This window comes from Priestia sp. FW507-14D1A (assembly GCF_058781295.1).
Genome location: NZ_JBYSWQ010000005.1, coordinates 95799 through 120995, shown reverse-complemented (window position 1 = coordinate 120995; position 25197 = coordinate 95799). Strand labels below are relative to the sequence as shown.

The following is a 25197-nucleotide window of genomic DNA, read 5'->3' as shown; positions in this document are numbered from 1 at the left end:
GCCCTCCTTATTTAAGCGTTATTTCGTATAGTGTTCCGTTTCCAGATGGCCCTTGCTGAGCACTTGATGACGTAGACTGCCATTTGGAAGAAGGAATCTCCTTACTATTGTCTTTAATCCAAGTGATAACGTCAGATTGACCTCCCTTGCCCATTCCAGACAGGTAGAAATATTTCACTTCACCTTTTTTAATCATGGCTTTTAATTTACTTACCGTTAAAATTGGATCTGAACCGCTAAATCCACCCATTGCCATTACTGGCTTGCCCGTTTTGATAATGTAAGGTGCAGCTGAAGTTGAGTCCGTTGTGGCAAATAAATATTTTTCGCCTGTATTATTTTTTGTTAAATAGTTTAGTAGCTTTTGGTTTACTTCTGCGTTCATCCCTCCACTTTTTCGTTTTGAAGAGGATGATTTGCTTGAAGAGCTATTTGGCATTTGACTATTATTGGACGAACCGCTTGGCGGCTGCATTTGACCATTATTGGACGAACCGCCCGGCATTTGACCGCCGTTTGATGAACCGCTTGGCGGCTGCATTTGATTGTTCGATGATGAATTGCCGCTAGAGCTTCCTGGAGGCTGCATGCCGTTAAAACCAGATTGTTTGCTATTTGTAGCTGTGCTTGGAGGTCCTCCCATACCGCTTGAAGAATCAGGACCTGCTGATGGAAGCATGCTATTTCCACCATAAATAATTGGTGTCATCGCCCAGTACGCCGGCATCGCAAGTAAGACAACCATCGCTGCGGCTCCTAGGTAGTTCGTCAACGAATTTTTACGCTGTTTACGAACAGCTAAAACAAGAGCTAAAATGACGCCCAGTGCTCCTACACCTGCAATTGGCGCTACGCCGATTGAGCTGACATAAGGAGACATAATATATACTTGAAGTGCTGCTGTTGTTAAAATACCACCTGGCAGCAGCCATGATTTCCAGCCATTATGCTGTTTGTACACGCTCCATAAAGCTACTGCTCCCGCTCCGGCAAATGCAGCGATTGGAGGTGCCAGCATAATTAAATAATACTGATGGAAAAATCCTGCGATACTAAAGAAAACAGCTACTGGTAGCAGCCACGCTAACCAAAATAAACTTTCTTTTTGTTTTGTCGTGTAAGGCCCTTTAAATTTTACTCCGGCAAATAGACCCACGATTGAAAAGATTACAAATGGTAATAACCAGCTGATTTGATCTGATAGCCCTTTTTGAAATAGTCGGAATGGACCAGGATTCCCCGTGTTGAACATTCCGTTTTGATTCCCTCCACCTGGAGCCTGCATCTTTTGAGAAGAGCTGCTCTTTCTTTGATTTGAGCTTTGTGAAGAATCAGCACTTGAATTACTAGTTTGTTTTGTTTCACTGCTTGCTGTTTGCTGCTCAGTTTGAGCAGGCTGTTTATGACCGCTTCCCGTCACGCTTGTATTTCCAGTTAAACGATTAATACCGTTATATCCGAAAGCAAGCTCTAGAACTGAATTTGTTTGACTGCTTCCCATATAAGGGCGCTTATCAGCAGAAGTAGAATCTACCACAACTGCCCATGAGACAGAAACCGCGAGCATTAGTGCAGTCGCTGTTGTCAAAAAAGCAATTTTCTTTTTCCAAGTGATTTTGGTTGCCACTACATAGAAAACATAAAATGCTGGTAAAACCATGTATGCTTGAAGCATTTTCATATTAAATGCAACACCAATCATCGCAAAAGCTGCTAACACCCAGCCAAATTTAGCCGTACGCACAGCACGAAATAACATCCACGTTGCTACTAGTAATGTAAATACAAGCATACTATCGATATTATTTGTTCGGCTTACCGCAGGCACAATTGGCGTCAGAGCCATGGCAAGAGCAGCAAATCTCCCAGCCCATACGCCAAACGTACGTTTTACGAGCACGTATAGTAAAAGGACTGAACCGATGCCTGCCAATGCTTGCGGTAGAATGACGCTCCATCCGTAAAATCCAAATATTTTGGCGCTAATTGTCTGAATCCAAAATACAACCGGCGGCTTATCAATCGTTACATAGCCTCCTGGATCAAAAGATGCATAAAAGAAATTATGAAAACTTTGAAGCATACTTTTGACAGCTGCCGTGTAATAAGCATTGGCGTATTCATCTGTCCAAATTTTAAATAAGTTCAAAAACGCTGCAATTAAAACAATGGGAACTAAAAATAAGTCTATTCTTTTTTTATTTGAAGTTCGTTCTTCTTTCACTTCACTGTTCATGTGTTTCATTTCACTCCTTCGTAATTTCTGACTTTAGTCTAACAAGCATATGTGAACTGATTATGAACAGGAAAAATAATTTTTTATTTTTTTAAAACCCATTTGACCTCTTACACTCACCAATGAAATATTTTACAATTAAAGAATCAAGCAAATGAAATAGAAAGCGTATTCTTGGAATGCTGCAGCTTCTATGAAACATTATTATCAACACTTCATCCACTTCTTGCTGGGAAAGGAGACAACTTTATGATTCAAGTAAAAGATATATACGGAAATTTACCCACACTAGAAACCGAAAGACTCCGCTTGAGGAAAGTTACAAAAAAAGATGTGCGTGACATGTTTGAATATGCCTCAAATGAAAAGGTAAGCAGATATGTAAATTGGGAAAAGCACCGAAAGCTTCAAGATACAAAAGAGTTTGTTTCCTTCGTTTTAAAGCAGTACAGCAACCAATCCATTTCTCCTTGGGCTATGGAAATCAAAGCCTTAAAAAAATGTATTGGCACCATTGACTTTGTCACTTGGAACCCTACTCATCGCATTGCGGAAATTGGCTATGCGATTTCTGAAGCATATTGGAATAAGGGATTTGTTACGGAAGCAGCTGAAAAAGTAATTGCGTTTGGATTTGAAGAAATGGATTTAGTGCGCATTCAGGCGAGGTGCTTTGTTGAAAATGCCGCTTCTGAGAAAGTGATGAAAAAGATCGGCATGTCTTATGAAGGAACGATTCGAAAAGCCATGTTTATTAAGGGAGCTCACCAAGACTTAAAGTTATATTCAATCTTGCGAGAAGAATATACACGCAACGCGTAGAAAATGTATAAAATACTTTCCATAACATAGGCTAACTTCAACACTAACTCTTCCTTTTGAGGTGAACAATGTTGGAGCAAGCAATTCAGCATTTAGACTTATCTGCACATGGTTTGTGGTTTCCTATTACCGTTAGTTTATGTTTATTTATTCTTGCCCTTGTTTTATTTAAACGACAGCTAACTTGGCGAGATTTTTATATCACGTTTAGCGTAGTTGGATTTGTCGGATGGCTTTGTGATGTTATCATTATGCGTGTTTTTAACATGATTGATTTGGGAGATCCAAAAGTTACAGGACTTGGAGATATTCTAAGCTATACATTTATTCCACCTTCCCTTTCCATTTTATTTTTGACTTACTTAACAGCTAAAAATAAATGGGTTTTATCACTTCTCTTTTGCGCTGGTTCACTACTCATAGAATACGGAATGATTAAAAGTGGCTATATGCATTTAAACGGCTGGTTTTTTATCTATTCAATAGTGGTATACTTCCTCGTTTATGCTTTCGTGCTGCCATGGCATATGGCATTTATTAAGTAAAAAAGCGGATGTTAATTAACATCCGCTTTTTTACTATGCGCTTACTTTCTATCTGCTGAAATCCATATTTCCTACCGACGTTTAGAAGAATGAATCTCTACATATGTAACACAGGTGCCGCGTGTTCATCTCCGGTCATTTTATTCGCCGTGATGACACATGCGTGCGGCTATGTTCTTCAGGACGTCTAAAACCAATTTTTAAAAGCGCTGCTTCTAAATTTGCTTCTGTTTTAATTTGATTAAAATCAATTCCTAGTTTCACTACCGTTTGGGCAATTTCCGGTCGTATCCCTGTTATAATAGCTTCCACTCCTACTAATTTGAGAGATCGATGAATTTTGAACAGATTATCTGCTACCATTGTATCAATAATCACGACACCTGAAATATCCAAAATAAGATAGGATAATTGAAGGCTTGTCCCTTTTTTCAAGCAGGTTTCCATCATAACTTGCGAGCGGTGGGTATCAATTTCTCCAATAATCGGCATAATAGCAATCCCTTTTGTGACAGGTACAAGCGGAACTGACAGTTCTTCTAGTGACGTATAAGCTAAATTCATCATGTATCGATTATGCTCGTCATAAATTTGACCAAAAACACACGTTACCGTATCTAAAAGCGGATCAATCCGTTCACTGACATGCAGCATAGTAATTGCAGCAAACTGATGCTCCTCTAGTTCTCTTGTAAATACATCCCAAATAACGCTGCGATAGATTGGTAAGGTACCCAGTGCTTTTTCTAACGGAATATTTTTTTCTACCGCATATTTTCCCGTTTCTAGTGCCCATTCTTTAACAAGTTTAAGTACATCCTCTTGTTCTTCAAATAGGGATCTTCCAAAGTATTCCATGATTAACACTCGCCACTTCAAAATTTTCTTTTCCTTCAATTCCTCTAGACTTAGCGTATGCGTAGAATCTAATCGTTCGGCTAATTTTTCTGACAAGCTATATTTATGTTCAATAATCTTTTTTCCTATATACACGAGTTCCTCTTTCATAAAATACGCTCAGCTCCTCTTTTCTGCTATTTTTACTGCGTATATAACCTTGACTAAGCCTACTTACCCAACCGACAATTGACTAGCCTTCCTAAAAATAACAAAAAAGCGGTTATTTTATGAATTTTCTTTCTTTTTATTATAGTACCAGAGCAAGAGCCGCACAACTGAAAGTTTGCTGCGAATAAAATTCGTAATTTGACAGAGAAAACAATCCTGTTTGAACTCAAACAGGATTGTTTTCTGTATTTACTTATCTCACTTTACACTTGGAATAGCCAGACAACAATCGGCCCAAAAACCGACCCCAGTACAGCACTTAACGTCATTGATACCGAGCTCATCGATACCGTTAGTTCACCGTATTCAAATGCTTTAGAAGTTCCTAGCGCATGAGAAGCGCTGCCTAGGGCAATTCCTTTTCCTAAAGAACTTTTAATACGAATCCACTTTAAAAGTAAAGGTCCAAGAATTACTCCCGAAAAGCCTGCAATCATAACAAATACCACAGTCATGGATGGAACCCCTCCTAGTCCCGTGGCAATTTGAATTGCAACGGGAGTGGTAATAGACTTAGGAATAATGGATAAAATCAGGCTTCGGTCAACGCCGAATACTTCAGCGAACACGAGTCCGCTAATCATGCCTGCAAATAATCCTACAAACACTCCTCCAATAATAGGAATGCTGTATTTTACTAGCATCTCACGCTGTTTATACAGTGGATACGCTAATGCAACAACCGCTGGCCCCAGAAGTGAATTAATCCATTTGCCTCCAATCATATACTCATCATAGGAAATATGAAAGGCAAGCAAAAGAAGAATAACGAATACGGTTGTAGTTAAAACTGGAATAAGGATTGGGTAAGAGAACCGTACGTATATTTTTGCCATGACTAGATACAGAGCAACTGTAGCTATGATTATAAAGAGCGCGATAAAGAATTCTTGCACTGTTGTTTCTCCTTTCGTTTGTTCGCTTTCTTTTCTAAAAGTTGACTGGCAGCCCCCGCGGCAGCCATCGTAATGATTGTACTAAGCACAATAATTAAAAATAAAATCGCTCCGCTGCTTGAAAGAAGCGAAGGATAATTCATCACTCCTGCCATAGCTGGTATGAATAATAAAGGTAAAAAAGATAACAAGAAGCTTGCTCCGTCTTCAATCACTTTGATGGGAACAACTTTGCACGTTAAGCAAATGAGCATTAAAATTAAGCCTATAATACTGCCTGGAATAGGCAGGTGAAGCATGTGGTGAACAGCTTCGCCAATCATAGAAAAAGCATAAAGAATCGCGATTTGTAAAATGATTCGTATCACTTTCATTATAGGTCGCTGTCCTATAGATAAGAACAGCTGTCCTCCTCTCTTTATTTTGTCATGTTGTCTAACATTTAACTATATAAACATCCTTTACTTTACCTACTTTTACTTGTACTATACAACTATATATACATTTGTATTATACAAGTATATATTTCTTTGTCAATGAATGATTTTGTAAGGAGAGATTATAATGCAAGAAAAAAATTCAATTGAATTGATTGAATATGAGCTTACTACCTTTATTAGACGAGCCGTCTATCTTGATAATTCTGAAAATAAAATAGGAAATCTAGAAAGATCAGCTTATTTATTATTGCGGCAATTAGATGAATTTGGACCAGCTCGTGTAAAAGAGCTGGCAGAAGCATTTAAACTCGACATTTCAACTCTGTCTAGACAAGCATCTGCTTTAGAAAATAAAAAGTTTATTTCCCGTTCCTCTGATCCTTCGGATGGACGCGTCAGCCTATTTGACATCACACCACGTGGAAAAAAAATGCTGCAAACTGATAAGCAAATGCGCCTTGAACGCTATCATAGTATGTTAAAGGAATGGTCAAATGAAGAAAAGGAGCTGTTTGGCAAACTATTAATGCGGATGAATGACGCATTTATCGATTAAATAGAAATTCATGAAAATTAGGCTGCTGCTGCAAGGTGTTTGTCCCTGTCTCTTTTCTCTTTTTTGCATTTAATGTAAAGAGACTATTGAAAAGGATGTATGATTATGTCTGTTCCGAACAAACGGAAAGCCGCGCCCTGCCTCTTCCCCGGCTATAAATGGTGTGGTCCCGGATGCAGTGGTCCCGGATGTCCGGTAAACGATGTAGACTGCTGCTGCAAATACCATGATTTATGCTATGAAGATTACGGATCATGCCGCTCATGTGATGAGCAATTTCTTGACTGTCTTTGCTCCAAAGCAAATCCGTACAGTTTAAAAGGAAGACAGGCATACGCCATGTATACCTATATGCGACTGAAGTTAGCTTTAAAACAATATGACTAAGCATAAAAGAGGAGAATTGAAAAATTCACCTCTTTCTTATGCCATTTTATCCGTGTGAATCCAAAAGCGTTGAACGACAGTTCCGTCCTCTTCTATATAATCCTCGTCTTGTACACCACCGTTTGCCAGAATAGTTCGACGAGAAGCGGTGTTCCAATCATCACACACAACTAATGCCCGTTGAACTCCCAGCTTTTTAATTTCTTGAACAGATAACTTCAGTAGCAGCTTCGCATATCCTTTTTGTCTTTCGCTCGGCCGAATACCATAACCTATATGTCCTCCGCTGTTTCGCAGTATTTCACTTAGCTCATGGCGGATATTAACTACGCCTATTACTTTTTCGTGATGCATTAGCCAGTAGGTGGAATCGGGTACATATCCTTTTTTTAACCCGATCCCTTTTTCTGCATCTAACAACTCTTGAACCATTTTTTCAAAGTAAGCAGGTTCTTTAGCAATTACCCACGGAATCATTTTTTCTCCGCTTGCTTTCCATTCATGATAAAAGTTCATATAAGCCTCTTTATAAGCTGCATCTGGTTTCATTAAAACGGGGGTTTCCACGTGCCTTCCTCCTTTTTGTTTATTATGTTTATACTACCTAGTTTTTCCAATAAATAAAAGAGGATAATTTACATTATGTGATAAGTTTGTTTATTCATTTATTTATAAGATATGTAACAAAAAGCACTCAATGGATATACCATTGAGTGCTTTTTGTTCTACTGCCGATTGTTTAAATAAATTCCTTAAAAAACCTCGTCGCTTTTGCAAGGGCGTATAGGAAGGTCCGCTTCATAACAGGTTCTTCTGTCTTTTGGATGTCAGGAGATTTAATCCATCGCTTATGGTTAGCAATAAGGACACTTTTATCCATTTTGTTTTCCATCGCCATCGTCAGCTTTTTTGCAAATTCTTGACTATCGATAATGACCATGGATTCACTATTCAAAAATGTAGAACGGGAATCTAAATTAAAAGAGCCTACGGCACTGAGTCTTTGATCATAAATCACAGACTTTGCATGAATCGAATAAGGTCCTTGGTATTCGTAAAGCTTTACACCTGTTTTCACAATCGTATCACGCATACTTATATACCCGGAAAAAGCCAACACATTGGGCGTAGATGTAACTGAATTTGTGAGTAGCGTCCATTGAACAGCTGGATTCTTTTTCATTGCTATATACTTTCTCATCGCATTGGTTGGCACCACATAAGGACTTTGAATAAAAACAGAGCGGTTAGCTGCTTCTGCCAGATTAATAAACGTTTTCCACATAAAAGGTCGTTTATTAAAGCGTTCAATTGGATTATGAATAAAAGAAACACGCTTTGTAGGAACGGTGGAAGCATTCCAATTAATCTTAGGCGTCGCAAATGTTTCTCCTACTTGCTTAGCTTTATCATATTGCTGCAGCAGCAAAGCTTTCATCCTATTTCCCTGATCGACCTGGTACTGCGTGAGATGATAAAAAGCTTTTTTAGTGTAAGGATGAGCCCATAATTCATTTATATAATTTTGCATTTGAGTGATGACGCTATCTTGTTTATGTTTGCTGTTTGTAATAAAGACATCACGATCATAGACGAAATCTTGAGGAGGCTTTTTAGCCAAATACTTGTCCCCTATATTCCGTCCTCCTATTATACCTAGTCTACCGTCTACAATCATTATTTTGTCATGCATACGATTTTGCCACGCCCAAGGTTTAAACAATTGAAGCGGTTCGTAATACTTCACTTCAATATTGGGATGTGAAGCTAATGCATAGAGCACGCCTCTTCGATTTCCTCGTAAGCCGTTAGCTATCCCATCTAAGAGAACGCGAGTATGGACGCCTCGATCAGCTGCTTTAAAAAGAGCGGCCATAATTAAATCAGTTGACTCTCCTTTTCCTATTGAGTAATAAGCAATATCAATCGATTTCTCAGCTTCTTGAATCATTTGAATACGAACTCTTCCTGCCTCATAACCATCTTCAAGAAGTCTCACTCGGTCCGTAGACTCCCTGTGACCAAAAAAGCTAGTCGGTTTAATTGAGGTCGTTCCCTCTCCTGTTTTTAAAGGTACATAAAAGAGAACCACCGCCGCTATAACCACGTACAGAATATATAAAGATAAAATAATAAGTAATCCTTTGAATGCTATTTTTATCATCGCAACTCCAGCTTCTTGTCTTTTTCTGTTATCGTTCACAAATAAGGACCATTACATGCAAGAAACTGCTTCCTTGATTGCTTTGCCTTTTGTCTTTTTGACACATTTATTTTTTCTGATTCACTATTTGTATAGTATGCTAGTACATATCATAGAAAAAAGGATGATGGTGATGGAGGAATATTCTTTTCGTTTTCATATCACAGATTCTTACCCTTTGCAAAATGAAAACGATAAAATAGAAGCTGTGGTACGCACCAAAATCAAGCATGCGGAGGGAGGATGCTTGTATGAGGGTTATCTTCGTGTTCATATCACTAATATTGGGGTCTTTCCTGTAGCAAAAGATATTGCTGAAGCGATTAGCGTTCGTTCGCTTCGTCAGCAGTTAGCGGCCGAATTAAAAAGATACGTACGGCCGCACCGCAATTTTTTATAACTTTATCCAAACATTTGTCCAAGTGGACTTTCATCTTCAATAATATCTTGAATAGCGTAGATAGAAATTGGAAAGTAAGGAATTCCATATGCGTAAGGGGCCAGGTCATACAGCTGATAAAAGAGCACAAGTGATTTATCGGCGATATAAAAATCTTGATCTGGTTTAATTCCTTTATACTCTCCAAGAACCATAATATCGCGCTCTTTTATTTGCTCTCCTACTATTTTAGAAAGAATGCTCACGTAATTACTGTCTTTTTTAAATAGATCTTTGAGTTGATACGTTTTTCCAGTCAGCACATTAAACGTTAACGGAACGACCACGGTCAAACCATGCGCTCCCCCGGAATAAGCAAAATTGACAAGTGTTAAGCTGAGTACATTTCGCTCGTTCGTTTTCAACTCATAATAACCCGTTTCTTCCGTATCCGGATTTTCTCCATATCCCTGCTGACGAATTAATTCATTCGTGCGCTGCAAAATTTTACTGTTCATGCTGTGCTGAACAGCTTGATTAGTCAAATGTACAACTGGATAATAAACGTTTAACTTTTTCTTCACCATTTGTTGAGAATATACGGTTGCAGGTAACGTAACCATCGCTTCCTCCTCTTTGTATACAGGTTGTTACATTCTATTCTTTTAGCCTCCATTCCATTACTGAAGCAAAGAAAGATTCAGACATAGCGAAATCAATCCAACCTAAAGACAAACAAACTGGATAAATGCTCTAGTATGGATTGCTTGTAACACCGCTATTGATTTCCGCAGAAGTCTTCGCCTTGCTCTCCAATCACCAGCTAGAAGCACACTCATACATGAAACCTATGTTAACTTTATCAATGAAAAAATCCGAACAAGTTTGATTCTCAATCAAGAATCAAACTCGTTCGGATCTTCCTTCAACGAAAATACCTTTGTCTCAGCCTCTTTTTTACTTCTTGTTATTTTACGTTGTTAATTGTTTTAGCAGCATCTACCGTATTTTTTAATAACATTGTGATGGTCATCGGGCCAACTCCGCCTGGTACTGGTGTGATATAACCTGCAACTTCTAAAGCCGCTTCGTAATCAACATCACCAACGAGTTTACCATTTTCCATTGTGTTACCTACATCAATTACAATCGCACCCGGCTTAATATCAACTGCTTTAATAAGTCTAGGTTGTCCTACAGCTGACACAAGAATATCAGCTTGTTTTGTTAAAGCAGATAAATCTTTTGTGCGAGAGTGAGCAATTGTTACCGTTGCACTTTCTTGAAGTAACAGCATGGATACTGGTTTACCAACAATATTGCTTCGTCCAATTACTACCGCATGTTTACCTGAAATTTCTTCACCTGAACGTTTAATTAACTCAACGATGCCGTGTGGTGTACATGGTAAATAGCACTCATCGCCAATAACCATATTCCCTACACTTACTGGGTGGAAGCCATCTACATCTTTTTTAGGAGATACAGCATTTAATACTGCTTTTTCATCAATATGTTTTGGTAATGGAAGTTGAATAAGAATACCATGAACAGATGGATTTCCATTCAAGTGATGGATTTCGTTTAAAAGCTCTTCTTCAGTAATCGTTACGTCACGTTTGATAATTTCAGATGCAACACCGATTTCTTCACAAGCCTTTGCTTTTGCTTTTACATATGATTGCGAAGCAGGATTTTCTCCTACTAAAATCACGGTTAAACCAGGAACGATACCTTTTGTTTTTAATTGAGCTACCTCTTCTTTTAATGCGGCGCGCAGTTCTTGCGCTACTTCTTTTCCTTTAATTACTTTCGCTGTCATGATGTTTTTTGCTCCTTTCAACTGTAGCCATTTAATAAATGTACGAATTATAGTTATTAATCTAACACAAAAGTTCGGTTTTGTTCAATGTTTTTATTATTTTTATTTTAAATAGATGAAAATAAATAACAAATAACGTATATTCCATTCTTATCGTACTATAATATTTTGTATTCACCAAAGGTGTTTTTATTCAAACATTGCTTTTCCAAATTAAAAACCGCACCTTCGGCACGGTTTTGAACGATTTATTTTTCTGTTGATATGCTTTTCTTTGTAGTCAACGGCAGCACGTCTTCCTCTGTTTTTAGATCTTTTACATGCATTTCCTTGAGAGGCGCACTTATTTTCTTATTTTTCGGAGGTTCTTCAAAATTCTCCACCCAATCACATAGCAGTTCAAATCCTTGATACACATAAGGCAGGAGAGGCTGAAGCTTTCGATCTGGGTCAATTTGATGATTCCATACTAAGCTATCAATGTGGTTGCCATTTTCAATTACATAGTGACGATGAAGGTGCTGCTTACCAGAATCTTTTACCAGTTGTTCATAAGGATAAGCATGAATATCCGGAAAAATAAGAGCATCTAACGACCCTGTAATGCTTATCAACGGAACGGAAATATCACCTGTATTTTCAATTTCACGAACTCTTTGCTTTACATCTTGCGGTCTTTCTTGATAATCATACTTTTCAAAAATAGAATCTAACGAACGGTCTCTAACTCCGTTTTCAAAAAGAGTCAAGTATTTTTGCCATGGAATGCTTCCAGGTGCTTGACTGTCAAACTCATCTCTATATATATTAAGCGTTAAAAACCAATAATACTGGTCATGATATGGCCATAAAAACTCAGATCCTTTTGGCAACCCTGCTTGATACAAACAGTGCAAAGCTTCTTTTTGCGATTCACCTACGGTGTACAGTGCTTCTTCGGCATGATTTACAACAGGTGTTAAGGAAGTAATCAAGTTATCGTGATCAGCTCGCCACATAACCCCTTCCCATTCAACGCCTCCATTAAAAAGCTGAGGCTCTCCATGTTTCCCGTCGTTTTCTAAAGCATAGCGAACAACATAACCCCCGTTAGAAATACCTAACGCATACGTTTTTATATCAAAATATTCTGTCACTTCTTTTTGAAGTTTGTGACGATAATTTTCAAATAAAAATCTCTGCGCGATTTTTGTCACTTCTCGGTATTGAATATGCCATTTTCTAATGGAGTCTTCTTCTTTGACTAGAGCGTTCTTTGCTTTAGCAAATGGATCATCTCTCACTTCTTCTCCCTGAGTTCCTTTATCAGAAGCAGCAAACGCAAACCCTTTTGCCAACACATAGTCGCTGAATAGTAAATCCGTTGATTTCTCATCTCGGGTAGCTGGGACTCCTGACATAACTAACTTTCCATTCCAATCATCGGGAATTCGAATGAGAAATTTACCACCATCAACTTCACCTTCTACTTGAACGCCCGTTATTTCTTCAGGCTGATACATGTAATACCATCCATTTTTTTCTTCTTTTGTTCCCCAATAGATAGGAGCCAGCCCAATGTTCCCATAGGCAGTCGCTGCTTGAAATTGAAGAGGGTTTTTAGTCGTTAGCCAGTTTCCATACTTACCGTCAAACGTTGTGATATTCAAGTGATAACCTCCATTCACATTTGCTTTTGAAGACTCTCTTGGGGACTATACATGCATAATTTCAGTTAAATATTACCATCCTTTTCTCAAAAAGTACATCAAAACGCCTTTCTTACAGAAAGAAAGTAGACATTTATCACAACTGAGCCCATAGCGCCGTATAATATTGAAATTTATTCAAAAAAAGGAGTGTAAATGACTATGAGTTCGTTTAATTCTTCAAAACTTTCTACGACTCTTATTCCCCCTGCTACTTCCTCCTATCCGGTTTCCGGAAGAAAATATACTCTCACTCATTCTGATACAACCGGTCAGCTTTTTTTAAGCATCGGATGCTCATATAACAACAAGGCGATAGATAAAAATATGCGTGATGAAGTACTAGCTGCGCTTCACGTAACAGACCGACAAGCAGTTATTCAAGGCGAAGTTTTTGTTAGCGGAGGCGAGTTCAGCCGCGAGCAAGCGCAGCTTCGTTATCAAATTTTCCGTCGTGAACTCCCCCTTGCTTTAGAAGCAATGTTTTACGGAGACCAAGCGTTTTTTCAACATTATCCCGACTTACTAAATACACCCATTTACATTTATTTTATATCGACTTATCAAGAATTTAGAGGGTGGTCCTATTATCAAACTCCTAAATTTTATTTAAAACAAACATGCAGCAGCTAGCACGCTCGTGCATAAACTAATTGGAAATGAACGAGGAAGGTGTGAATGTTTCATGTACAGTCAATGGGTTTACCCCTATATGCCGCGCTATTACCATCCAGTGGTTCCTACTACGAATGAAAATTATTTAGAACCTTATAGATACAATGAAGACTTATTTTCTTATATCCTGCATGAAGAAGAGGAAGTTAGATCTACACGCGATGTAGACAGAGTGATGAAAATTTTAAAACGACAGTATCAGTCCATCTACAGAGATGCTCAACGAGGCGGGATGGATAGCAAACTAACAGAATACTTATTTCGTTCCATTGTAAGATTTGTTGATGATAACTATAACAATTACAGCGGATCTATTAACGAACGCGTTGAAAAAGCCGCGCGACAGTTAAAAAAACGTGACCCCTGGATATTTGAACTTTTCAACTTATACAGCGTTTCCCCTGCTTCACAAGTTCGAATTACCAACACGATTTTAACCGTTTCATTTGAAAATTTACGTAGAGGAAATGAAGTGCCAAATCCTAGATAAACAAAAAACCGCCACAATTGTGACGGTTTTTTATTATGGTAATACAGTTGCTCCCATTAGATGGCTATCAACTTGTTTAGCTACTTCACGACCTTCATGAATAGCCCATACGATTAAACTTTGCCCACGACGAGCGTCACCAGCAGCAAAAACACCTTCAACATTTGTTTTGTAATTTCCATACGCTGCATCTACGCGACGATTTTTCGTTTCAACACCAAACGCTGATAGAACCGGATGCTCTGGACCTTCAAACCCAATCGCAATAAAGACAAGCTGAGCTGGCCATACTTTTTCTGTTCCTGGAATTTCGGTAAAGATGTACTGTCCATTTTCACCTTTTACTTTTTCCATTTGAACCGTATGAAGTTCCTTTAGATTGCCTTGCTCATCTGCCACGATTTTTTTCGTTTGAATTGAATATTCACGTGGATCGTCCCCAAATTTTGCCTGTGCTTCTTCATAAGCATATTCAAGATTAAATACATGTGGATATTCAGGCCACATATTATCTGCCGTACGCTCAGCAGGAAGCTGAGGATGTTTACCAAACTGAACAACGCTGCGGCATTTTTGACGAAGAGCAGTAGCTACACAGTCAGCTCCCGTGTCTCCGCCTCCAATAACAATAACGTCTTTTCCTTCAGCATCAATAAATTGACCATCTTTGAAGTTAGAGTCTAAAAGGCTTTTTGTTGAAGTTGTTAAGTAGTCCATTGCAAAGTGAACTCCTTTTGCTTCACGACCTTCTAATACTAGATCTCTTTGCTTCTGAGCTCCTGTACACAAAATTACAGCATCATATTGTTCTTTTAATTCTTCAGCAGTAATGTCTTTTCCAACTTCCGTATTTGTTACAAAATCAATACCTTCTTGCGTCAATAAGCGAACACGTCTTTCCACTACTTCTTTATCTAGCTTCATATTCGGGATTCCATATGTTAATAAACCGCCAGCACGATCTGCTCTTTCATATACCGTTACGGAATGACCCGCTTGGTTCAGCTGATCTGCGCTTGCTAAGCCTGCTGGCCCAGAGCCAATAACAGCAATTTTTTTGCCTGTTCTTTTCTCTGGAATTCGCGGAGTAATCCACCCATTCTCAAAGCCTTTATCAATAATAGCGCGTTCGATATTCTTAATCGAAACGGCTGGATCTGAAATAGCAAGCGTACAGGAACCTTCACACGGAGCAGGACAAACTCGTCCTGTAAACTCCGGGAAGTTGTTCGTTTTCATTAAACGCTCTAAAGCTTCTTTCCAGCGTCCTTTATAAACTAAATCATTCCACTCTGGAATTAAGTTATAGATTGGACATCCAGAAGTAAAAGCATTAATATCCATTCCCATGTGGCAAAAAGGTGTGCCACAATCCATACATCGTGCCCCTTGACGGCTTAGCGCTTCATCAGATAAAGGAGCAGCATACTCTTTCCAATCACCTAAACGTTTTAACGGGTCACGTTCCTTCCCTTTTTCACGTTTGATTTCCATAAATCCTGTTGGTTTTCCCATCGTACTCTCCCCTTTCTTACTGAGCTACCGCTTCTTGTTGTTTTGCCGATGCTTTCTTTTCTTGTTTTGCATTTTCCTCAAACGCACTCATAGCTGCTTCTTCTTCCGTTAGTCCAGCTGTTTTTTGCTCTTCAATGCGATTCATCATGCGTTTATAATCATTCGGAATTACTTTTACAAATTTTGAAAGTGATTGTTCCCAATTTTCCAAGACAAATGCTGCTTTATGACTGTTCGTATATTTCAGATGATTTGAAACCATCTCTTTTACTTCTTCTGCTTCTTCGCCTTTTAAGCCCTCAAACCCAATCATGTCTTTATTGCAAAGGTTTTTGAATACTTCTTGATCATCAGCAAATACGTAAGCAATACCGCCTGACATTCCTGCACCAAAGTTTTTACCTACATCGCCTAATACGACAACACGTCCGCCAGTCATATATTCACAGCCATGATCGCCAATTCCTTCAACCACTACGTTCACACCGCTGTTACGAACTGCAAAACGTTCCCCTGCTAGCCCGCTAACATAGGCTTCACCGCTTGTTGCACCGTAAAATGCAACGTTCCCGACGATAACATTCTCGCCTGACACAGCTGTTGTTTCCTTAGGTGGAGCAACAATGATTTTACCTCCTGATAATCCTTTACCGATATAATCATTTGCATCTCCAGTTAGATACATAGACATTCCTTTTGGAACAAATGCACCAAAACTTTGTCCTGCAGAGCCAGTGAATCGAAGAGTAATCGTATCTTCTGGCAGACCTTTCTCACCGTAACGTTTTGTAACTTCACTTCCCACAATTGTTCCAGCTACACGGTTAATATTAGAGATTGGAAGTTCTAACTCGACTTGATACTTATGCTCGATTGCTTGCTGTACCGCAGGCAAAATCTTTTGCATATCAAGAGATTCGTCAATTTTATGATTTTGAGGTGTTTTAAAGGTACGTACACCTTCAGCTTGATATAAAAGAGTTGTTAAGTCTAAGTGCTGAGCCTTCCAGTGATTTTTTGCACGTTCGCTAACGCTTAATACGTCTGTGCGTCCAACCATTTCATCCACTGTTTTAAATCCAAGTTCAGCCATAATTTCGCGCACTTCTTGTGCAACAAATTTCATATAGTTAACGATGTGGTCCGCTTCTCCCAGGAACTTTTTACGAAGCTCTGGATTTTGCGTCGCCACTCCAACTGGGCATGTATCTAAGTGACACGCACGCATCATGATACAGCCTAAAACAATTAAAGGTGCCGTAGCAAAACCAAACTCTTCTGCTCCTAGGAGTGCTGCCATGACTACATCTTTACCCGTCATTAATTTCCCGTCTGTTTCAAGCACTACTTTTTCACGAAGACCGTTTAACATAAGTGTTTGATGAGCTTCTGCTAAGCCAAGTTCCCACGGTAGTCCAGTATGTTTAATACTTGTTTTTGGAGATGCTCCCGTACCTCCGTCGTAACCGCTAATGACAATAACATCCGCTACTCCTTTTGCTACTCCGGCAGCAATCGTTCCTACACCTGCTTTTGAAACGAGCTTGACGCTGATTCGTGCATCACGGTTTATATTTTTCAAGTCATGAATAAGCTGCGCTAAATCTTCAATCGAATAAATATCGTGGTGTGGAGGAGGTGAAATTAAGCCTACTCCTGGCGTTGATCCACGCACATCTGCCACCCATGGATATACTTTGTTTCCTGGAAGCTGACCGCCTTCTCCAGGTTTTGCACCTTGTGCCATTTTAATTTGAAGCTCATCGGCATTCACAAGGTAGTGACTTTTCACTCCAAAACGCCCAGAAGCGATTTGTTTAATCGCACTGCGGCGATTATCTCCATTCTCATCCAGAGTGTAGCGGCTAGGATGCTCGCCGCCTTCTCCACTGTTGCTGCGTGCCCCTAAACGGTTCATCGCAATCGCTAATGTTTCATGAGCTTCTTGACTTAAAGATCCAAACGACATAGCACCTGATTTAAAACGTTTTACAATCGAATCAACTGATTCCACTTCATCAATGGAGATAGATGAACGCGATCCATTAAATGAGAACAGGTTGCGCAAGAAACCGATGCGTTCTTCATTAGCCGATTCAGAGAATTTTTTAAATAAGCTGTAATCTCCCTTACGGCAAGCCCACTGCAGCGTGTGAATTGTTTTTGGATTAAACGCATGATGCTCGCCCGTGTGTCTCCACTGGAAGTCACTTCCTGATTCTAACGTTTGCTCAATTGTTTCAACATAAGCATTGTCATGACGCGTTTTTGCTTCTTTTGCAATAACATCTAAACCGATACCGCCAAGCTGCGAAGCAGTACCTGTAAAATAGTGCTCGATAACCTCTGCACTGATTCCAACTGCTTCAAAAATTTGTGCGCCCCGATAACTTTGCACCGTCGAAATACCCATTTTAGACATTACTTTTACGACACCTTCAGTAACGGCTTTTACATATTTCTCAACAGCATAGTCATACGATACGTTCAACGTACCGGCGTTAATTTCATTTTGATATGTTGCAAAAGTAAGATATGGATTAATTGCGTCTGCGCCGTAACCAATCAGCGCTGCAAAATGGTGCACTTCACGCGCTTCTCCTGTTTCTACAACAATGCTCGCCTTTGTACGGTTTCCTTTTCGCACTAGGTGCTGGTGCAGTCCGCTAACCGCTAATAAAGCTGGAATAGCTACGGATTGAGCTCCCGCTTCACGGTCTGTCAGAACAAGAATGCTAGCACCTGCGTTAATCGCCGCTTCAGCTTCAGCAAATACGCGATCAAGATCTGCTTTTAAATCATTTGTAAATACAGCAGATATAACAGCACTTTTGAAATCTGGATGAATGGCAGACTTCAGCTGATCAGTTTGATCGTTTGTTAAAACCGGTGTCTCAAGCTGAATTCGATGAATATTTTCTTTGGTTGGATGCAGTAAATTCCCTTCTGCACCAAGCAATGTCATTGTTGATGTAACCAACTGTTCACGAATAGCATCAATCGGTGGATTGGTTACTTGAGCAAATAGCTGCTTAAAGTAATTGAACAGCGATTGAGGACGATCAGACAACACGGCTAATGGAGTATCATTACCCATTGAACCAAGCGGATCTTTTCCTTCTGTAATAACTGGAACTAAATATTTATGAATATCTTCATACGTGTAGCCAAATGACTTCTGGCGAATGACCAAATCATCGAAGTATTCAGATTTTTCTTCCTGCACTTCTGGCAACGTTACCAGCTGTTCATCTAACCACTCTTGATAAGGCTCAGCCTGTGCCATTTCAGATTTAATTTCTTCGTCTGAAATAATTCGGCCCTCCTCTAAATCGATTAGAAGCATTTTACCTGGGCTTAAACGATCTTTATATAATACATTTTCATCTTCAACATCAATGACGCCTACTTCTGATGAAAGGATGATGTAATCATCTTTTGTAACATAATAGCGAGCTGGACGTAAACCGTTACGGTCTAAAATAGCACCGATTTGCTTTCCATCCGTAAACGAAATAGCAGTCGGACCATCCCATGGCTCCATTAATGCGCTATGATACTCATAGAAAGCACGTTTTTCTTTTGACATGTGCGGATTCTCAGACCAAGGCTCCGGAATAAGCATCATCGCTGCATGCGCTGGCTTGCGGCCGGCCAATACAAAGAACTCTAGCGCATTATCTAACATGGATGAGTCGCTTCCTTCAGCATCTAAAATTGGAAGAACCTTCGGCAAATCCTTACCAAATGCGTCCGAAAGAAACTGCTGTTCACGTGCTCTCATCCAGTTTTGATTACCGCGAAGCGTATTGATTTCACCGTTATGAATTAAATAACGGTTTGGATGTGCTCTTTCCCAGCTTGGGAACGTGTTTGTGCTAAAGCGAGAATGCACTAAAGCAAACGCTGAAGTGAAGTCTTCATCTTGTAGGTCAAGATAAAAAGCATCAACTTGCTCAGGCGTTAATAACCCTTTGTACACAATTGTTCTACTTGAAAGGCTCGTAAAATAAAAACGGTTTTGACGCGCCTGCGCCCAATTTTCCGCTTGCTTACGAATAACATATAGCTTGCGTTCAAACGCTAAGTCATCTTGAATACCGTCATTTGCCCCAATAAATACTTGTCGTACGTACGGACAGCTTTCTTTTGCAACTTTTCCGATTTTTCCGACATTTACAGGTACAGTTCTCCAACCTAGTAACGTTTGTCCCTCTTCTTCAATTAATTTATTAATATAAGCTTCGATTTCTCGACGCTCGTCTTCGTTATTTGAGAAAAAGATCATTCCAACTCCATAACGACCTTTTTCAGGCAAGTTCAATTCAACGCATGTCTTTTTAAAGAACGCGTGTGGAATTTGCACCATTAATCCAGCTCCATCTCCTGTTAGCGGATCGCTTCCCTGTCCGCCTCGATGGTCAAGCTGGCAAAGCATATTTAGTCCTTTTTTAACGATATCATGTGACGCTACGCCTTTCAATTGAGCGTATAGTCCGATTCCACATGCATCGTGCTCAAATTCAGGACGGTAGAGACCTTGAGCTTTTGGCATTTGATTGTATGTCATCTTCTTCTCCCCCGTTCGTTTTCTTTATCTTTTTAAGATCACCTGTTTACATTGTAAGTTTTCAAATCAATATAAACAATATATAATTTAGATAAAACTAATCTAATTTTGATATATATAGATGGAGGATGCCTATGGAACTGCGTCAATTACGCTATTTTATGGAAGTTGCAAAAAGAGAACACGTATCTGAGGCGGCAGAATATCTGCATGTAGCTCAATCAGCGATCAGCCGTCAAATCGCGAACCTGGAGTCTGAGCTAGGTGTTAGTTTATTCAAACGCGAAGGAAGAAATGTCAAGTTAACAGCAATAGGAAAAGTCTTTCTTGAGCATACGGAGACGGCTATGAAAGCTATTGACTATGCGAAAGAACAAATTGATGAATACCTGGATCCCGAAAGAGGAACGATTAAAATCGGATTTCCCACAAGCCTTGCCAGTCACCTTCTTCCTACTATTATATCAGCCTTTAAAGAAGAACACCCAAATGTTGCTTTTCATCTTAGACAAGGTTCGTATAAATTTTTAATTGAATCGGTTAAAAAAAGAGATATTAATATCGCTTTTTTAGGCCCTGTACCTGTAGAGGACCAGAGTATAGAAGGCCATATTCTATTCACTGAAAATCTTTTAGCCCTTGTTCCTTCTCATCATCCGCTCGCTGAACGGGATAGCATTCGGCTGCGGGATTTAAGAAATGAAGATTTTGTGCTATTTCCAAAAGGATTCATTTTACATAAAATGGCCTTTGACGCTTGCAAACAAGCAGGATTCATGCCCAATATTTCATCTGAAGGAGAAGATTTAGATGCGATTAAAGGACTTGTATCCGCAGGAATCGGCGTCACGCTTCTTCCTGAAAGCACAGTGTCTGAAACGACTCCTCGTTTTACGACTAAACTCCCTATTCATACGCCGCAGCTTCAGCGTACAGTCGGGATGATTATTCCTCGAAATCGTGATTTAGCACCTTCTGATAAAATTTTTTATAAGTTTGTCAAAACCTTTTTTGAACGGTTGGAGCAGTATAAATAAGAGAGGCCCCCTGCCTCTCTTATTCTTTGCTTTATACACTATTCCTCAGCTGATCAATTGTATAAATAGATCTTCTTCCCCTAAAGCTAACAGGCATTGACGCTTACCGGACTCTTTCTTATACTGAAGTAACTGACTAAAAAGAAACAAGGTGACTGCTATGGATTTTAAAATTAATTTTTTATCATTTTACGTAATACAAGTAGAAGGAAAAGAAGAACAGGCTTCTAAACAATATAAGCATTTTCAAACGCTTGATACAGAAGAATATGACGAAAGTTCCATTAAAGATTTTTTAGACGGTGAATTTAAAAAAATTGTAAAACGCAAAGTAGAGCGACACCCCAAAGCAGAACAAGTGCCTACAAAGCTCGGGTATTTTATAGTTGAACCAGGCCACGCTCTCGACTCAAACCCTAATTATAATTTATTTCACCGCACTCGTTTTGCCACAACCAAAGAAGAATTTGAAGAAAATAGCGAACAGTTTATCAATGCATACCTTGATACTGCAGCCGTTCGAGGAGGAGCATTTTTAGTTGTATCTGCTGTTCCAAGAAAATATTTTGATCATGCTTTTGTGTTTATTTTAAAATGTGACTTCGAACCAAAAGTGGCTTCAATTTCAGATGAATCAACCCTTATTCGTCACGTAGAAATGGCGATTACTACTAAAAACATGAAATCTATTCAATACCCATACATGCCTGAAGAAGGCATGGTCGAAGAAAGTGAACTTGTCATCCACCAAGCGTCTCACGCTCGTTACTTTGAAGACTTCTTGAAATTTATTGACTACAACGAGCCGATGCCTGAGATTATGAAAACACAAGTAATGGATATGGTGCGTGAACACGTCAGCGAAACGTTTGAAGCAGAAAGCGTAGAACTCGAACAGTTTGAATCGGACATGGAACTGTGGGCAACAAGTGAAAAGCGTGAGCTTCAAGAACGTTTAGATACGCATCAAGTCATGGAAGCTGCTGCTCATATCGTCGAGCATACCCCTGATGCAGAGCTTAAAATGAAGCTTGGCGAAACAGAGATTAAAGGACTGTTAGCTGATTTCGGGGAAAATATTCACTTAGCAAAAGTGAACGGACGCTACGTGGCGTTAATTGAAGCAGAATCGATTCTGTTTGAAAAAGGCGCGTCTCCAATTGAGTTTCATAAGCCAGGTGATTTGCACGGAATTATTGAGAAAATCAGCAGTAAGAAGTGGGAAGAATAAATAAAAGCCAGAGAGTACAACATAGCTCTCTGGCTTTTATTTAACTGAAAAACCAGCTCTATTTATCCACCTTAATTCTCTACTAATTGGCTCACGGAAACATTTTGTTCATTTTCTGGCTGACCTAGCGGATAAATTCTTACCGTATCATTTTCTTCGCTTACATGTTGAATATAAACGGCCGTATCGTTATACGTAACGTTAGCCATAACGGGTGAATCAGCAATTTGTTTTGCTCGCTGCTTGTCCACGTTTCTTCCCCCCTCTATGCTGATATACATATAAGGTTTGTTTAAAGAATAGATGCTATTCGCCCCCTAGAGCAGTTCTACCGTTTTTTAGCGGTGCGGTAGCCAAGGTAAAATACGAAAGAAGTATAGGTAATGAATGCAGCTCCAGCCAGCAAGAGCATTTTGTGATGATGCCAAAGGGCCGCATATGTTTTGATGAAGATACCCTTTGTAAGTAAAATATATTGATACACAATAAAAGCAACAACTAAAGCAAGAAACAGCACTCGAAACAAACGAATGAAATCAATGTTAGATAAAATGGAAGCAGCTTTTACCCAGGGCGATGTAGGAGGCTGCGCTTTTTTAGTGCTTCGGCTCTTCGACTTTTGTTTCTTTGCAGGCGGAGCTTTTGATTCTTCTATTTTAGGTGCTGGTTTTTGTTTTCCTTGAGCCATTAGTCACTTTCCCTCTTTCTTAAATAAAGTGTCTAAAAAAGAAGCTTTTCTATTTTGCATATTCAAGACAAGATCGGCTATCTCCTTTTGACTTTTAAAAATACTTTCCTTTTTTAAATACAGAATGTCTTTAGGTATGTGCCTATAGCATTTTTCTTATCTTCGCATACGTTATATCGTGTTTGATTTGAAATTACTATGTAAAAGGAGCGGTGCCCTAATGAACCCTTATTATTTCAACCCTGGATACATTCCTCAACAAGTTGATTACTCAGTTCAACAATACTATCCCCCTTACGTACCACAGCATGAAGAATACGATGAAAGACAGCAGCTTCAAAATCTTGGAGGATTTGAACGAAGAATTCGTGCCCTTGAGAGACAAAATGAGGAGCAAGTCAGAGAAATTACTCGTTTAAATCGCGTTGTGGAGCGACATACTGATCGTATAAACAGATTAAATCAGCGCTTACGCAATGTAGAAAGAAGACTTAACATTCCATTTACAGCAAGCCAGGACGGATTTTAAACTCAGCTTAAGCATTCCCGTTTCTTTTGAGCGAGAATGCTTTTTTACATGTCTTCCGTCGTTTTTGATAGCACAAAGGATATTTGATTAAACTTTACATAAAATAAAATTTGACTATGAAAAAGAAAAGGAGAAAATCACATGAAATCCCCTGTTGTTATTTGTCCTAACTGTCATTCTCAAAAAGAGCTTGCTACCGTTTTAACTGCTCAGTCCAATCAAAACGTTATCTATACATGCTCAGCTTGCGGCTATAAGCTGACAAACATTAAAACAAGCAAAGGGTAATCAGTATCTCTCACCTCACTTAGTACCTATACTCAATACGTTCTTCTGTCCATATACAAAAATTAACGTTTACGTAAATGTTATTAATTTTGTATACTGATAGTATTATGGGAAAGGGAGTTGAAGAAGTTGAAGTTTAAAATGAAGGAACGCGGGCAGCTGCATTTGAGCCCCGAAGGAAAACAATTAATTTTAGACTTGTACGAATCAAATATGATGGAATCTGTAAATGAAGCTTTGGATGCTGAGACAAGAAGCTTTCACAGTGGAAAAGCCGATGGGATACAGGCTATTTTACTTCTTTTAGGGGTACAGCTAGAAGAAAACACTTCACAATCGTAAATCAATGCCCTATAAAAACCGTAAAAGCAGACGCACTCTTCTGGTGAATGCGCCTGCTTTTTATGATTCTTCCTGCTCAAATTTTACAATTGCAGTCTTAGCACGATCTCTCAGTGACAGAAGGTCAGACTCTACTTTTAAGATGTTTTTCTTTTTCTGTTCAATCAGCTTGAGCTGCTCTTCTACCGTATGTAATACTTGCTCTAACTTTTCTTTTTGTTGACTTGTTCCTTTCACTTGCCTATAATCCATCTTTTGTATTTCAAGAGTATCACTTAAAGCAAGAAATTCCTGTAATTCTTGAAGTGAAAAACCCATGACTTCTTTGGCATTCGTAATTTTCTTTAAAAATTCTACATGTTCTTCGGTGTACAGACGAAATCCACCTTCACTTCTTGGAGGTGCTGGCATCAGTCCGATTTGTTCATAATAACGAATTGTACGTTTTGTTAAACCGCTTTGCTTCGCTACATCATCTATTTTTAGTTCACTCATTTTTAAATCCCCTTTAATCAATTCACAATGTCAACTTTTCATACTTGTTACTATTATACACTAACGTTAGATATCTCAAAACAAATCTGAACAGCTGGGCACTTATTTAAAAATAAATAAGCAATTTCTTTACCCTTTTTTAGAGTAAAAAAATTGCTTATACAGTATATGCTGGGTTCTTTTCTCTAAAACCTTATCATAAATGCTGTTCTTGTTAATTTACGATTTAGCATACAAATTAATAAATTTGTTTTTGAGAGTTCTTATTTCTATCCACTAAATGTTTATTAACTTG

26 protein-coding genes are annotated in these 25197 nt (G+C 39.0%); 12 read left to right on the top strand and 14 right to left on the bottom strand.

What is annotated here, in order from left to right; genetic code table 11:
- Nucleotides 1–7 precede the first annotated feature (7 nt).
- Complete coding sequence (locus AC3WJG_RS18190) at nucleotides 8–2245, bottom strand: glycosyltransferase family 39 protein (RefSeq protein ID WP_337134034.1); 2238 nt, start codon at nucleotides 2243–2245, stop codon at nucleotides 8–10.
- Between the two features lie 240 nt (nucleotides 2246–2485).
- Here AC3WJG_RS18190 and AC3WJG_RS18185 point away from each other — a divergent pair, with 240 nt between their 5' ends.
- Both AC3WJG_RS18185 and AC3WJG_RS18180 read left to right on the top strand, forming a co-directional pair.
- The gene (locus AC3WJG_RS18185) at nucleotides 2486–3058 is read left to right on the top strand and encodes a GNAT family N-acetyltransferase (protein ID WP_014460341.1); all 573 of its coding nucleotides are present in this window, start codon (nucleotides 2486–2488) and stop codon (nucleotides 3056–3058) included.
- Nucleotides 3059–3126: 68 nt separating this feature from the next.
- Nucleotides 3127–3603 carry a hypothetical protein gene (locus AC3WJG_RS18180; protein WP_337134035.1) on the top strand — a complete coding sequence of 159 codons (477 nt, stop codon included), beginning with the start codon at nucleotides 3127–3129 and terminating at the stop codon, nucleotides 3601–3603.
- Nucleotides 3604–3738: 135 nt separating this feature from the next.
- Here the strand turns inward: AC3WJG_RS18180 and AC3WJG_RS18175 are convergent, their stop codons facing one another.
- The 3 genes from AC3WJG_RS18175 to AC3WJG_RS18165 all read right to left on the bottom strand — a co-directional run bounded on the left by AC3WJG_RS18175 (nucleotide 3739) and on the right by AC3WJG_RS18165 (nucleotide 5941).
- Nucleotides 3739–4611, bottom strand: coding sequence for an STAS domain-containing protein (locus AC3WJG_RS18175; RefSeq protein WP_060747351.1), 873 nt, complete (start codon nucleotides 4609–4611; stop codon nucleotides 3739–3741).
- Nucleotides 4612–4874: 263 nt separating this feature from the next.
- Nucleotides 4875–5567, bottom strand: a complete 693-nt coding sequence (locus AC3WJG_RS18170; RefSeq protein ID WP_337134036.1) for an LrgB family protein — start codon at nucleotides 5565–5567, stop codon at nucleotides 4875–4877.
- Nucleotides 5537–5941 (bottom strand): CidA/LrgA family protein, encoded by a 405-nt coding sequence (locus tag AC3WJG_RS18165; RefSeq protein WP_043982144.1) that lies wholly within the window; start codon nucleotides 5939–5941, stop codon nucleotides 5537–5539. The genes AC3WJG_RS18170 and AC3WJG_RS18165 overlap by 31 nt, the downstream gene beginning before the upstream one ends.
- A 190-nt stretch (nucleotides 5942–6131) precedes the next feature.
- On the opposite strand from AC3WJG_RS18165, the gene AC3WJG_RS18160 reads away from it, so the two are divergent.
- The gene (locus tag AC3WJG_RS18160) at nucleotides 6132–6563 is read left to right on the top strand and encodes a MarR family winged helix-turn-helix transcriptional regulator (RefSeq protein ID WP_060747353.1); all 432 of its coding nucleotides are present in this window, start codon (nucleotides 6132–6134) and stop codon (nucleotides 6561–6563) included.
- Between the two features lie 99 nt (nucleotides 6564–6662).
- The gene (locus AC3WJG_RS18155) at nucleotides 6663–6950 is read left to right on the top strand and encodes a phospholipase (RefSeq protein WP_308011539.1); all 288 of its coding nucleotides are present in this window, start codon (nucleotides 6663–6665) and stop codon (nucleotides 6948–6950) included.
- Nucleotides 6951–6986: 36 nt separating this feature from the next.
- On the opposite strand, the gene AC3WJG_RS18150 is transcribed toward AC3WJG_RS18155, so the two are convergent.
- Together AC3WJG_RS18150 and AC3WJG_RS18145 are read right to left on the bottom strand one after the other, a co-directional pair.
- A complete protein-coding gene (locus AC3WJG_RS18150) occupies nucleotides 6987–7499 on the bottom strand; it encodes a GNAT family N-acetyltransferase (protein WP_176524107.1) in 513 nt (170 codons plus the stop codon).
- Between the two features lie 190 nt (nucleotides 7500–7689).
- Complete coding sequence (locus AC3WJG_RS18145; protein ID WP_337134037.1) at nucleotides 7690–9114, bottom strand: phospholipase D-like domain-containing protein; 1425 nt, start codon at nucleotides 9112–9114, stop codon at nucleotides 7690–7692.
- Nucleotides 9115–9286: 172 nt separating this feature from the next.
- On the opposite strand from AC3WJG_RS18145, the gene AC3WJG_RS18140 reads away from it, so the two are divergent.
- Nucleotides 9287–9553, top strand: a complete 267-nt coding sequence (locus AC3WJG_RS18140) for a hypothetical protein (RefSeq protein ID WP_028408720.1) — start codon at nucleotides 9287–9289, stop codon at nucleotides 9551–9553.
- 2 nt (nucleotides 9554–9555) lie between these two features.
- On the opposite strand, the gene AC3WJG_RS18135 is transcribed toward AC3WJG_RS18140, so the two are convergent.
- From AC3WJG_RS18135 to AC3WJG_RS18125, 3 genes are all read right to left on the bottom strand, one after another.
- Nucleotides 9556–10155, bottom strand: a complete 600-nt coding sequence (locus tag AC3WJG_RS18135; protein ID WP_050689955.1) for a DUF3298 and DUF4163 domain-containing protein — start codon at nucleotides 10153–10155, stop codon at nucleotides 9556–9558.
- A gap of 344 nt (nucleotides 10156–10499) precedes the next feature.
- On the bottom strand, nucleotides 10500–11354 hold the full coding sequence (locus tag AC3WJG_RS18130) for a bifunctional 5,10-methylenetetrahydrofolate dehydrogenase/5,10-methenyltetrahydrofolate cyclohydrolase (protein ID WP_221779825.1): 855 nt from the start codon (nucleotides 11352–11354) through the stop codon (nucleotides 10500–10502).
- 248 nt (nucleotides 11355–11602) lie between these two features.
- Nucleotides 11603–13003 carry an alpha/beta hydrolase gene (locus AC3WJG_RS18125; protein ID WP_337134038.1) on the bottom strand — a complete coding sequence of 467 codons (1401 nt, stop codon included), beginning with the start codon at nucleotides 13001–13003 and terminating at the stop codon, nucleotides 11603–11605.
- A gap of 201 nt (nucleotides 13004–13204) precedes the next feature.
- Between AC3WJG_RS18125 and AC3WJG_RS18120 the strand changes: the two genes are divergently transcribed.
- The gene (locus AC3WJG_RS18120) at nucleotides 13205–13675 is read left to right on the top strand and encodes a staygreen family protein (RefSeq protein ID WP_028408724.1); all 471 of its coding nucleotides are present in this window, start codon (nucleotides 13205–13207) and stop codon (nucleotides 13673–13675) included.
- 52 nt (nucleotides 13676–13727) lie between these two features.
- Complete coding sequence (locus tag AC3WJG_RS18115) at nucleotides 13728–14207, top strand: hypothetical protein (RefSeq protein ID WP_016763905.1); 480 nt, start codon at nucleotides 13728–13730, stop codon at nucleotides 14205–14207.
- 33 nt (nucleotides 14208–14240) lie between these two features.
- On the opposite strand, the gene gltD is transcribed toward AC3WJG_RS18115, so the two are convergent.
- Nucleotides 14241–15722, bottom strand: a complete 1482-nt coding sequence (gene gltD / locus AC3WJG_RS18110) for a glutamate synthase small subunit (RefSeq protein WP_013082931.1) — start codon at nucleotides 15720–15722, stop codon at nucleotides 14241–14243.
- A 16-nt stretch (nucleotides 15723–15738) separates the two neighbouring features.
- Nucleotides 15739–20292, bottom strand: coding sequence for a glutamate synthase large subunit (gene gltB, locus AC3WJG_RS18105; protein ID WP_337134039.1), 4554 nt, complete (start codon nucleotides 20290–20292; stop codon nucleotides 15739–15741).
- A 134-nt stretch (nucleotides 20293–20426) separates the two neighbouring features.
- Here gltB and gltC point away from each other — a divergent pair, with 134 nt between their 5' ends.
- Together gltC and AC3WJG_RS18095 are read left to right on the top strand one after the other, a co-directional pair.
- A complete protein-coding gene (gltC, locus tag AC3WJG_RS18100) occupies nucleotides 20427–21329 on the top strand; it encodes a glutamate biosynthesis transcriptional regulator GltC (protein WP_060747358.1) in 903 nt (300 codons plus the stop codon).
- Nucleotides 21330–21489: 160 nt separating this feature from the next.
- Nucleotides 21490–22560: a DUF3900 domain-containing protein gene (locus tag AC3WJG_RS18095; RefSeq protein WP_025752107.1), complete on the top strand. Its 1071-nt coding sequence runs from the start codon at nucleotides 21490–21492 to the stop codon at nucleotides 22558–22560.
- 71 nt (nucleotides 22561–22631) lie between these two features.
- Here AC3WJG_RS18095 and AC3WJG_RS18090 read toward each other — a convergent pair whose 3' ends face one another.
- Nucleotides 22632–22811: an H-type small acid-soluble spore protein gene (locus AC3WJG_RS18090; RefSeq protein ID WP_013056799.1), complete on the bottom strand. Its 180-nt coding sequence runs from the start codon at nucleotides 22809–22811 to the stop codon at nucleotides 22632–22634.
- A gap of 77 nt (nucleotides 22812–22888) precedes the next feature.
- Nucleotides 22889–23248: a hypothetical protein gene (locus AC3WJG_RS18085; protein ID WP_025752106.1), complete on the bottom strand. Its 360-nt coding sequence runs from the start codon at nucleotides 23246–23248 to the stop codon at nucleotides 22889–22891.
- Nucleotides 23249–23468: 220 nt separating this feature from the next.
- Here AC3WJG_RS18085 and AC3WJG_RS18080 point away from each other — a divergent pair, with 220 nt between their 5' ends.
- The 3 genes from AC3WJG_RS18080 to AC3WJG_RS18070 all read left to right on the top strand — a co-directional run bounded on the left by AC3WJG_RS18080 (nucleotide 23469) and on the right by AC3WJG_RS18070 (nucleotide 24407).
- A complete protein-coding gene (locus AC3WJG_RS18080; protein ID WP_013056797.1) occupies nucleotides 23469–23777 on the top strand; it encodes a flagellar hook-associated protein FlgK in 309 nt (102 codons plus the stop codon).
- Between the two features lie 141 nt (nucleotides 23778–23918).
- Nucleotides 23919–24065, top strand: coding sequence for a hypothetical protein (locus tag AC3WJG_RS18075; protein WP_013056796.1), 147 nt, complete (start codon nucleotides 23919–23921; stop codon nucleotides 24063–24065).
- 129 nt (nucleotides 24066–24194) lie between these two features.
- Nucleotides 24195–24407 carry a hypothetical protein gene (locus AC3WJG_RS18070; RefSeq protein ID WP_013056795.1) on the top strand — a complete coding sequence of 71 codons (213 nt, stop codon included), beginning with the start codon at nucleotides 24195–24197 and terminating at the stop codon, nucleotides 24405–24407.
- Nucleotides 24408–24467: 60 nt separating this feature from the next.
- On the opposite strand, the gene AC3WJG_RS18065 is transcribed toward AC3WJG_RS18070, so the two are convergent.
- Nucleotides 24468–24902 carry a MerR family transcriptional regulator gene (locus AC3WJG_RS18065; RefSeq protein WP_013056794.1) on the bottom strand — a complete coding sequence of 145 codons (435 nt, stop codon included), beginning with the start codon at nucleotides 24900–24902 and terminating at the stop codon, nucleotides 24468–24470.
- Nucleotides 24903–25197 lie beyond the last annotated feature (295 nt).

Excerpts from the sequence above, each read along its gene's own strand:
- gltB (WP_337134039.1), bottom strand. The coding sequence starts at position 20,292 with ATGACATACAATCAAATGCCAAAAGCTCAAGGTCTCTACCGTCCTGAA.
- AC3WJG_RS18180 (WP_337134035.1), top strand. The coding sequence starts at position 3,127 with ATGTTGGAGCAAGCAATTCAGCATTTAGACTTATCTGCACATGGTTTG.
- AC3WJG_RS18175 (WP_060747351.1), bottom strand. The coding sequence starts at position 4,611 with ATGAAAGAGGAACTCGTGTATATAGGAAAAAAGATTATTGAACATAAA.
- AC3WJG_RS18120 (WP_028408724.1), top strand. The coding sequence starts at position 13,205 with ATGAGTTCGTTTAATTCTTCAAAACTTTCTACGACTCTTATTCCCCCT.
- AC3WJG_RS18145 (WP_337134037.1), bottom strand. The coding sequence starts at position 9,114 with ATGATAAAAATAGCATTCAAAGGATTACTTATTATTTTATCTTTATAT.
- AC3WJG_RS18085 (WP_025752106.1), bottom strand. The coding sequence starts at position 23,248 with ATGGCTCAAGGAAAACAAAAACCAGCACCTAAAATAGAAGAATCAAAA.
- gltC (WP_060747358.1), top strand. The coding sequence starts at position 20,427 with ATGGAACTGCGTCAATTACGCTATTTTATGGAAGTTGCAAAAAGAGAA.
- gltD (WP_013082931.1), bottom strand. The coding sequence starts at position 15,722 with ATGGGAAAACCAACAGGATTTATGGAAATCAAACGTGAAAAAGGGAAG.
- AC3WJG_RS18165 (WP_043982144.1), bottom strand. The coding sequence starts at position 5,941 with ATGAAAGTGATACGAATCATTTTACAAATCGCGATTCTTTATGCTTTT.
- AC3WJG_RS18140 (WP_028408720.1), top strand. The coding sequence starts at position 9,287 with ATGGAGGAATATTCTTTTCGTTTTCATATCACAGATTCTTACCCTTTG.
- AC3WJG_RS18130 (WP_221779825.1), bottom strand. The coding sequence starts at position 11,354 with ATGACAGCGAAAGTAATTAAAGGAAAAGAAGTAGCGCAAGAACTGCGC.
- AC3WJG_RS18095 (WP_025752107.1), top strand. The coding sequence starts at position 21,490 with ATGGATTTTAAAATTAATTTTTTATCATTTTACGTAATACAAGTAGAA.
- AC3WJG_RS18065 (WP_013056794.1), bottom strand. The coding sequence starts at position 24,902 with ATGAGTGAACTAAAAATAGATGATGTAGCGAAGCAAAGCGGTTTAACA.
- AC3WJG_RS18150 (WP_176524107.1), bottom strand. The coding sequence starts at position 7,499 with ATGAAACCAGATGCAGCTTATAAAGAGGCTTATATGAACTTTTATCAT.
- AC3WJG_RS18155 (WP_308011539.1), top strand. The coding sequence starts at position 6,663 with ATGATTATGTCTGTTCCGAACAAACGGAAAGCCGCGCCCTGCCTCTTC.
- AC3WJG_RS18080 (WP_013056797.1), top strand. The coding sequence starts at position 23,469 with ATGAACCCTTATTATTTCAACCCTGGATACATTCCTCAACAAGTTGAT.
- AC3WJG_RS18075 (WP_013056796.1), top strand. The coding sequence starts at position 23,919 with ATGAAATCCCCTGTTGTTATTTGTCCTAACTGTCATTCTCAAAAAGAG.
- AC3WJG_RS18190 (WP_337134034.1), bottom strand. The coding sequence starts at position 2,245 with ATGAAACACATGAACAGTGAAGTGAAAGAAGAACGAACTTCAAATAAA.
- AC3WJG_RS18160 (WP_060747353.1), top strand. The coding sequence starts at position 6,132 with ATGCAAGAAAAAAATTCAATTGAATTGATTGAATATGAGCTTACTACC.
- AC3WJG_RS18135 (WP_050689955.1), bottom strand. The coding sequence starts at position 10,155 with ATGGTTACGTTACCTGCAACCGTATATTCTCAACAAATGGTGAAGAAA.
- AC3WJG_RS18185 (WP_014460341.1), top strand. The coding sequence starts at position 2,486 with ATGATTCAAGTAAAAGATATATACGGAAATTTACCCACACTAGAAACC.
- AC3WJG_RS18115 (WP_016763905.1), top strand. The coding sequence starts at position 13,728 with ATGTACAGTCAATGGGTTTACCCCTATATGCCGCGCTATTACCATCCA.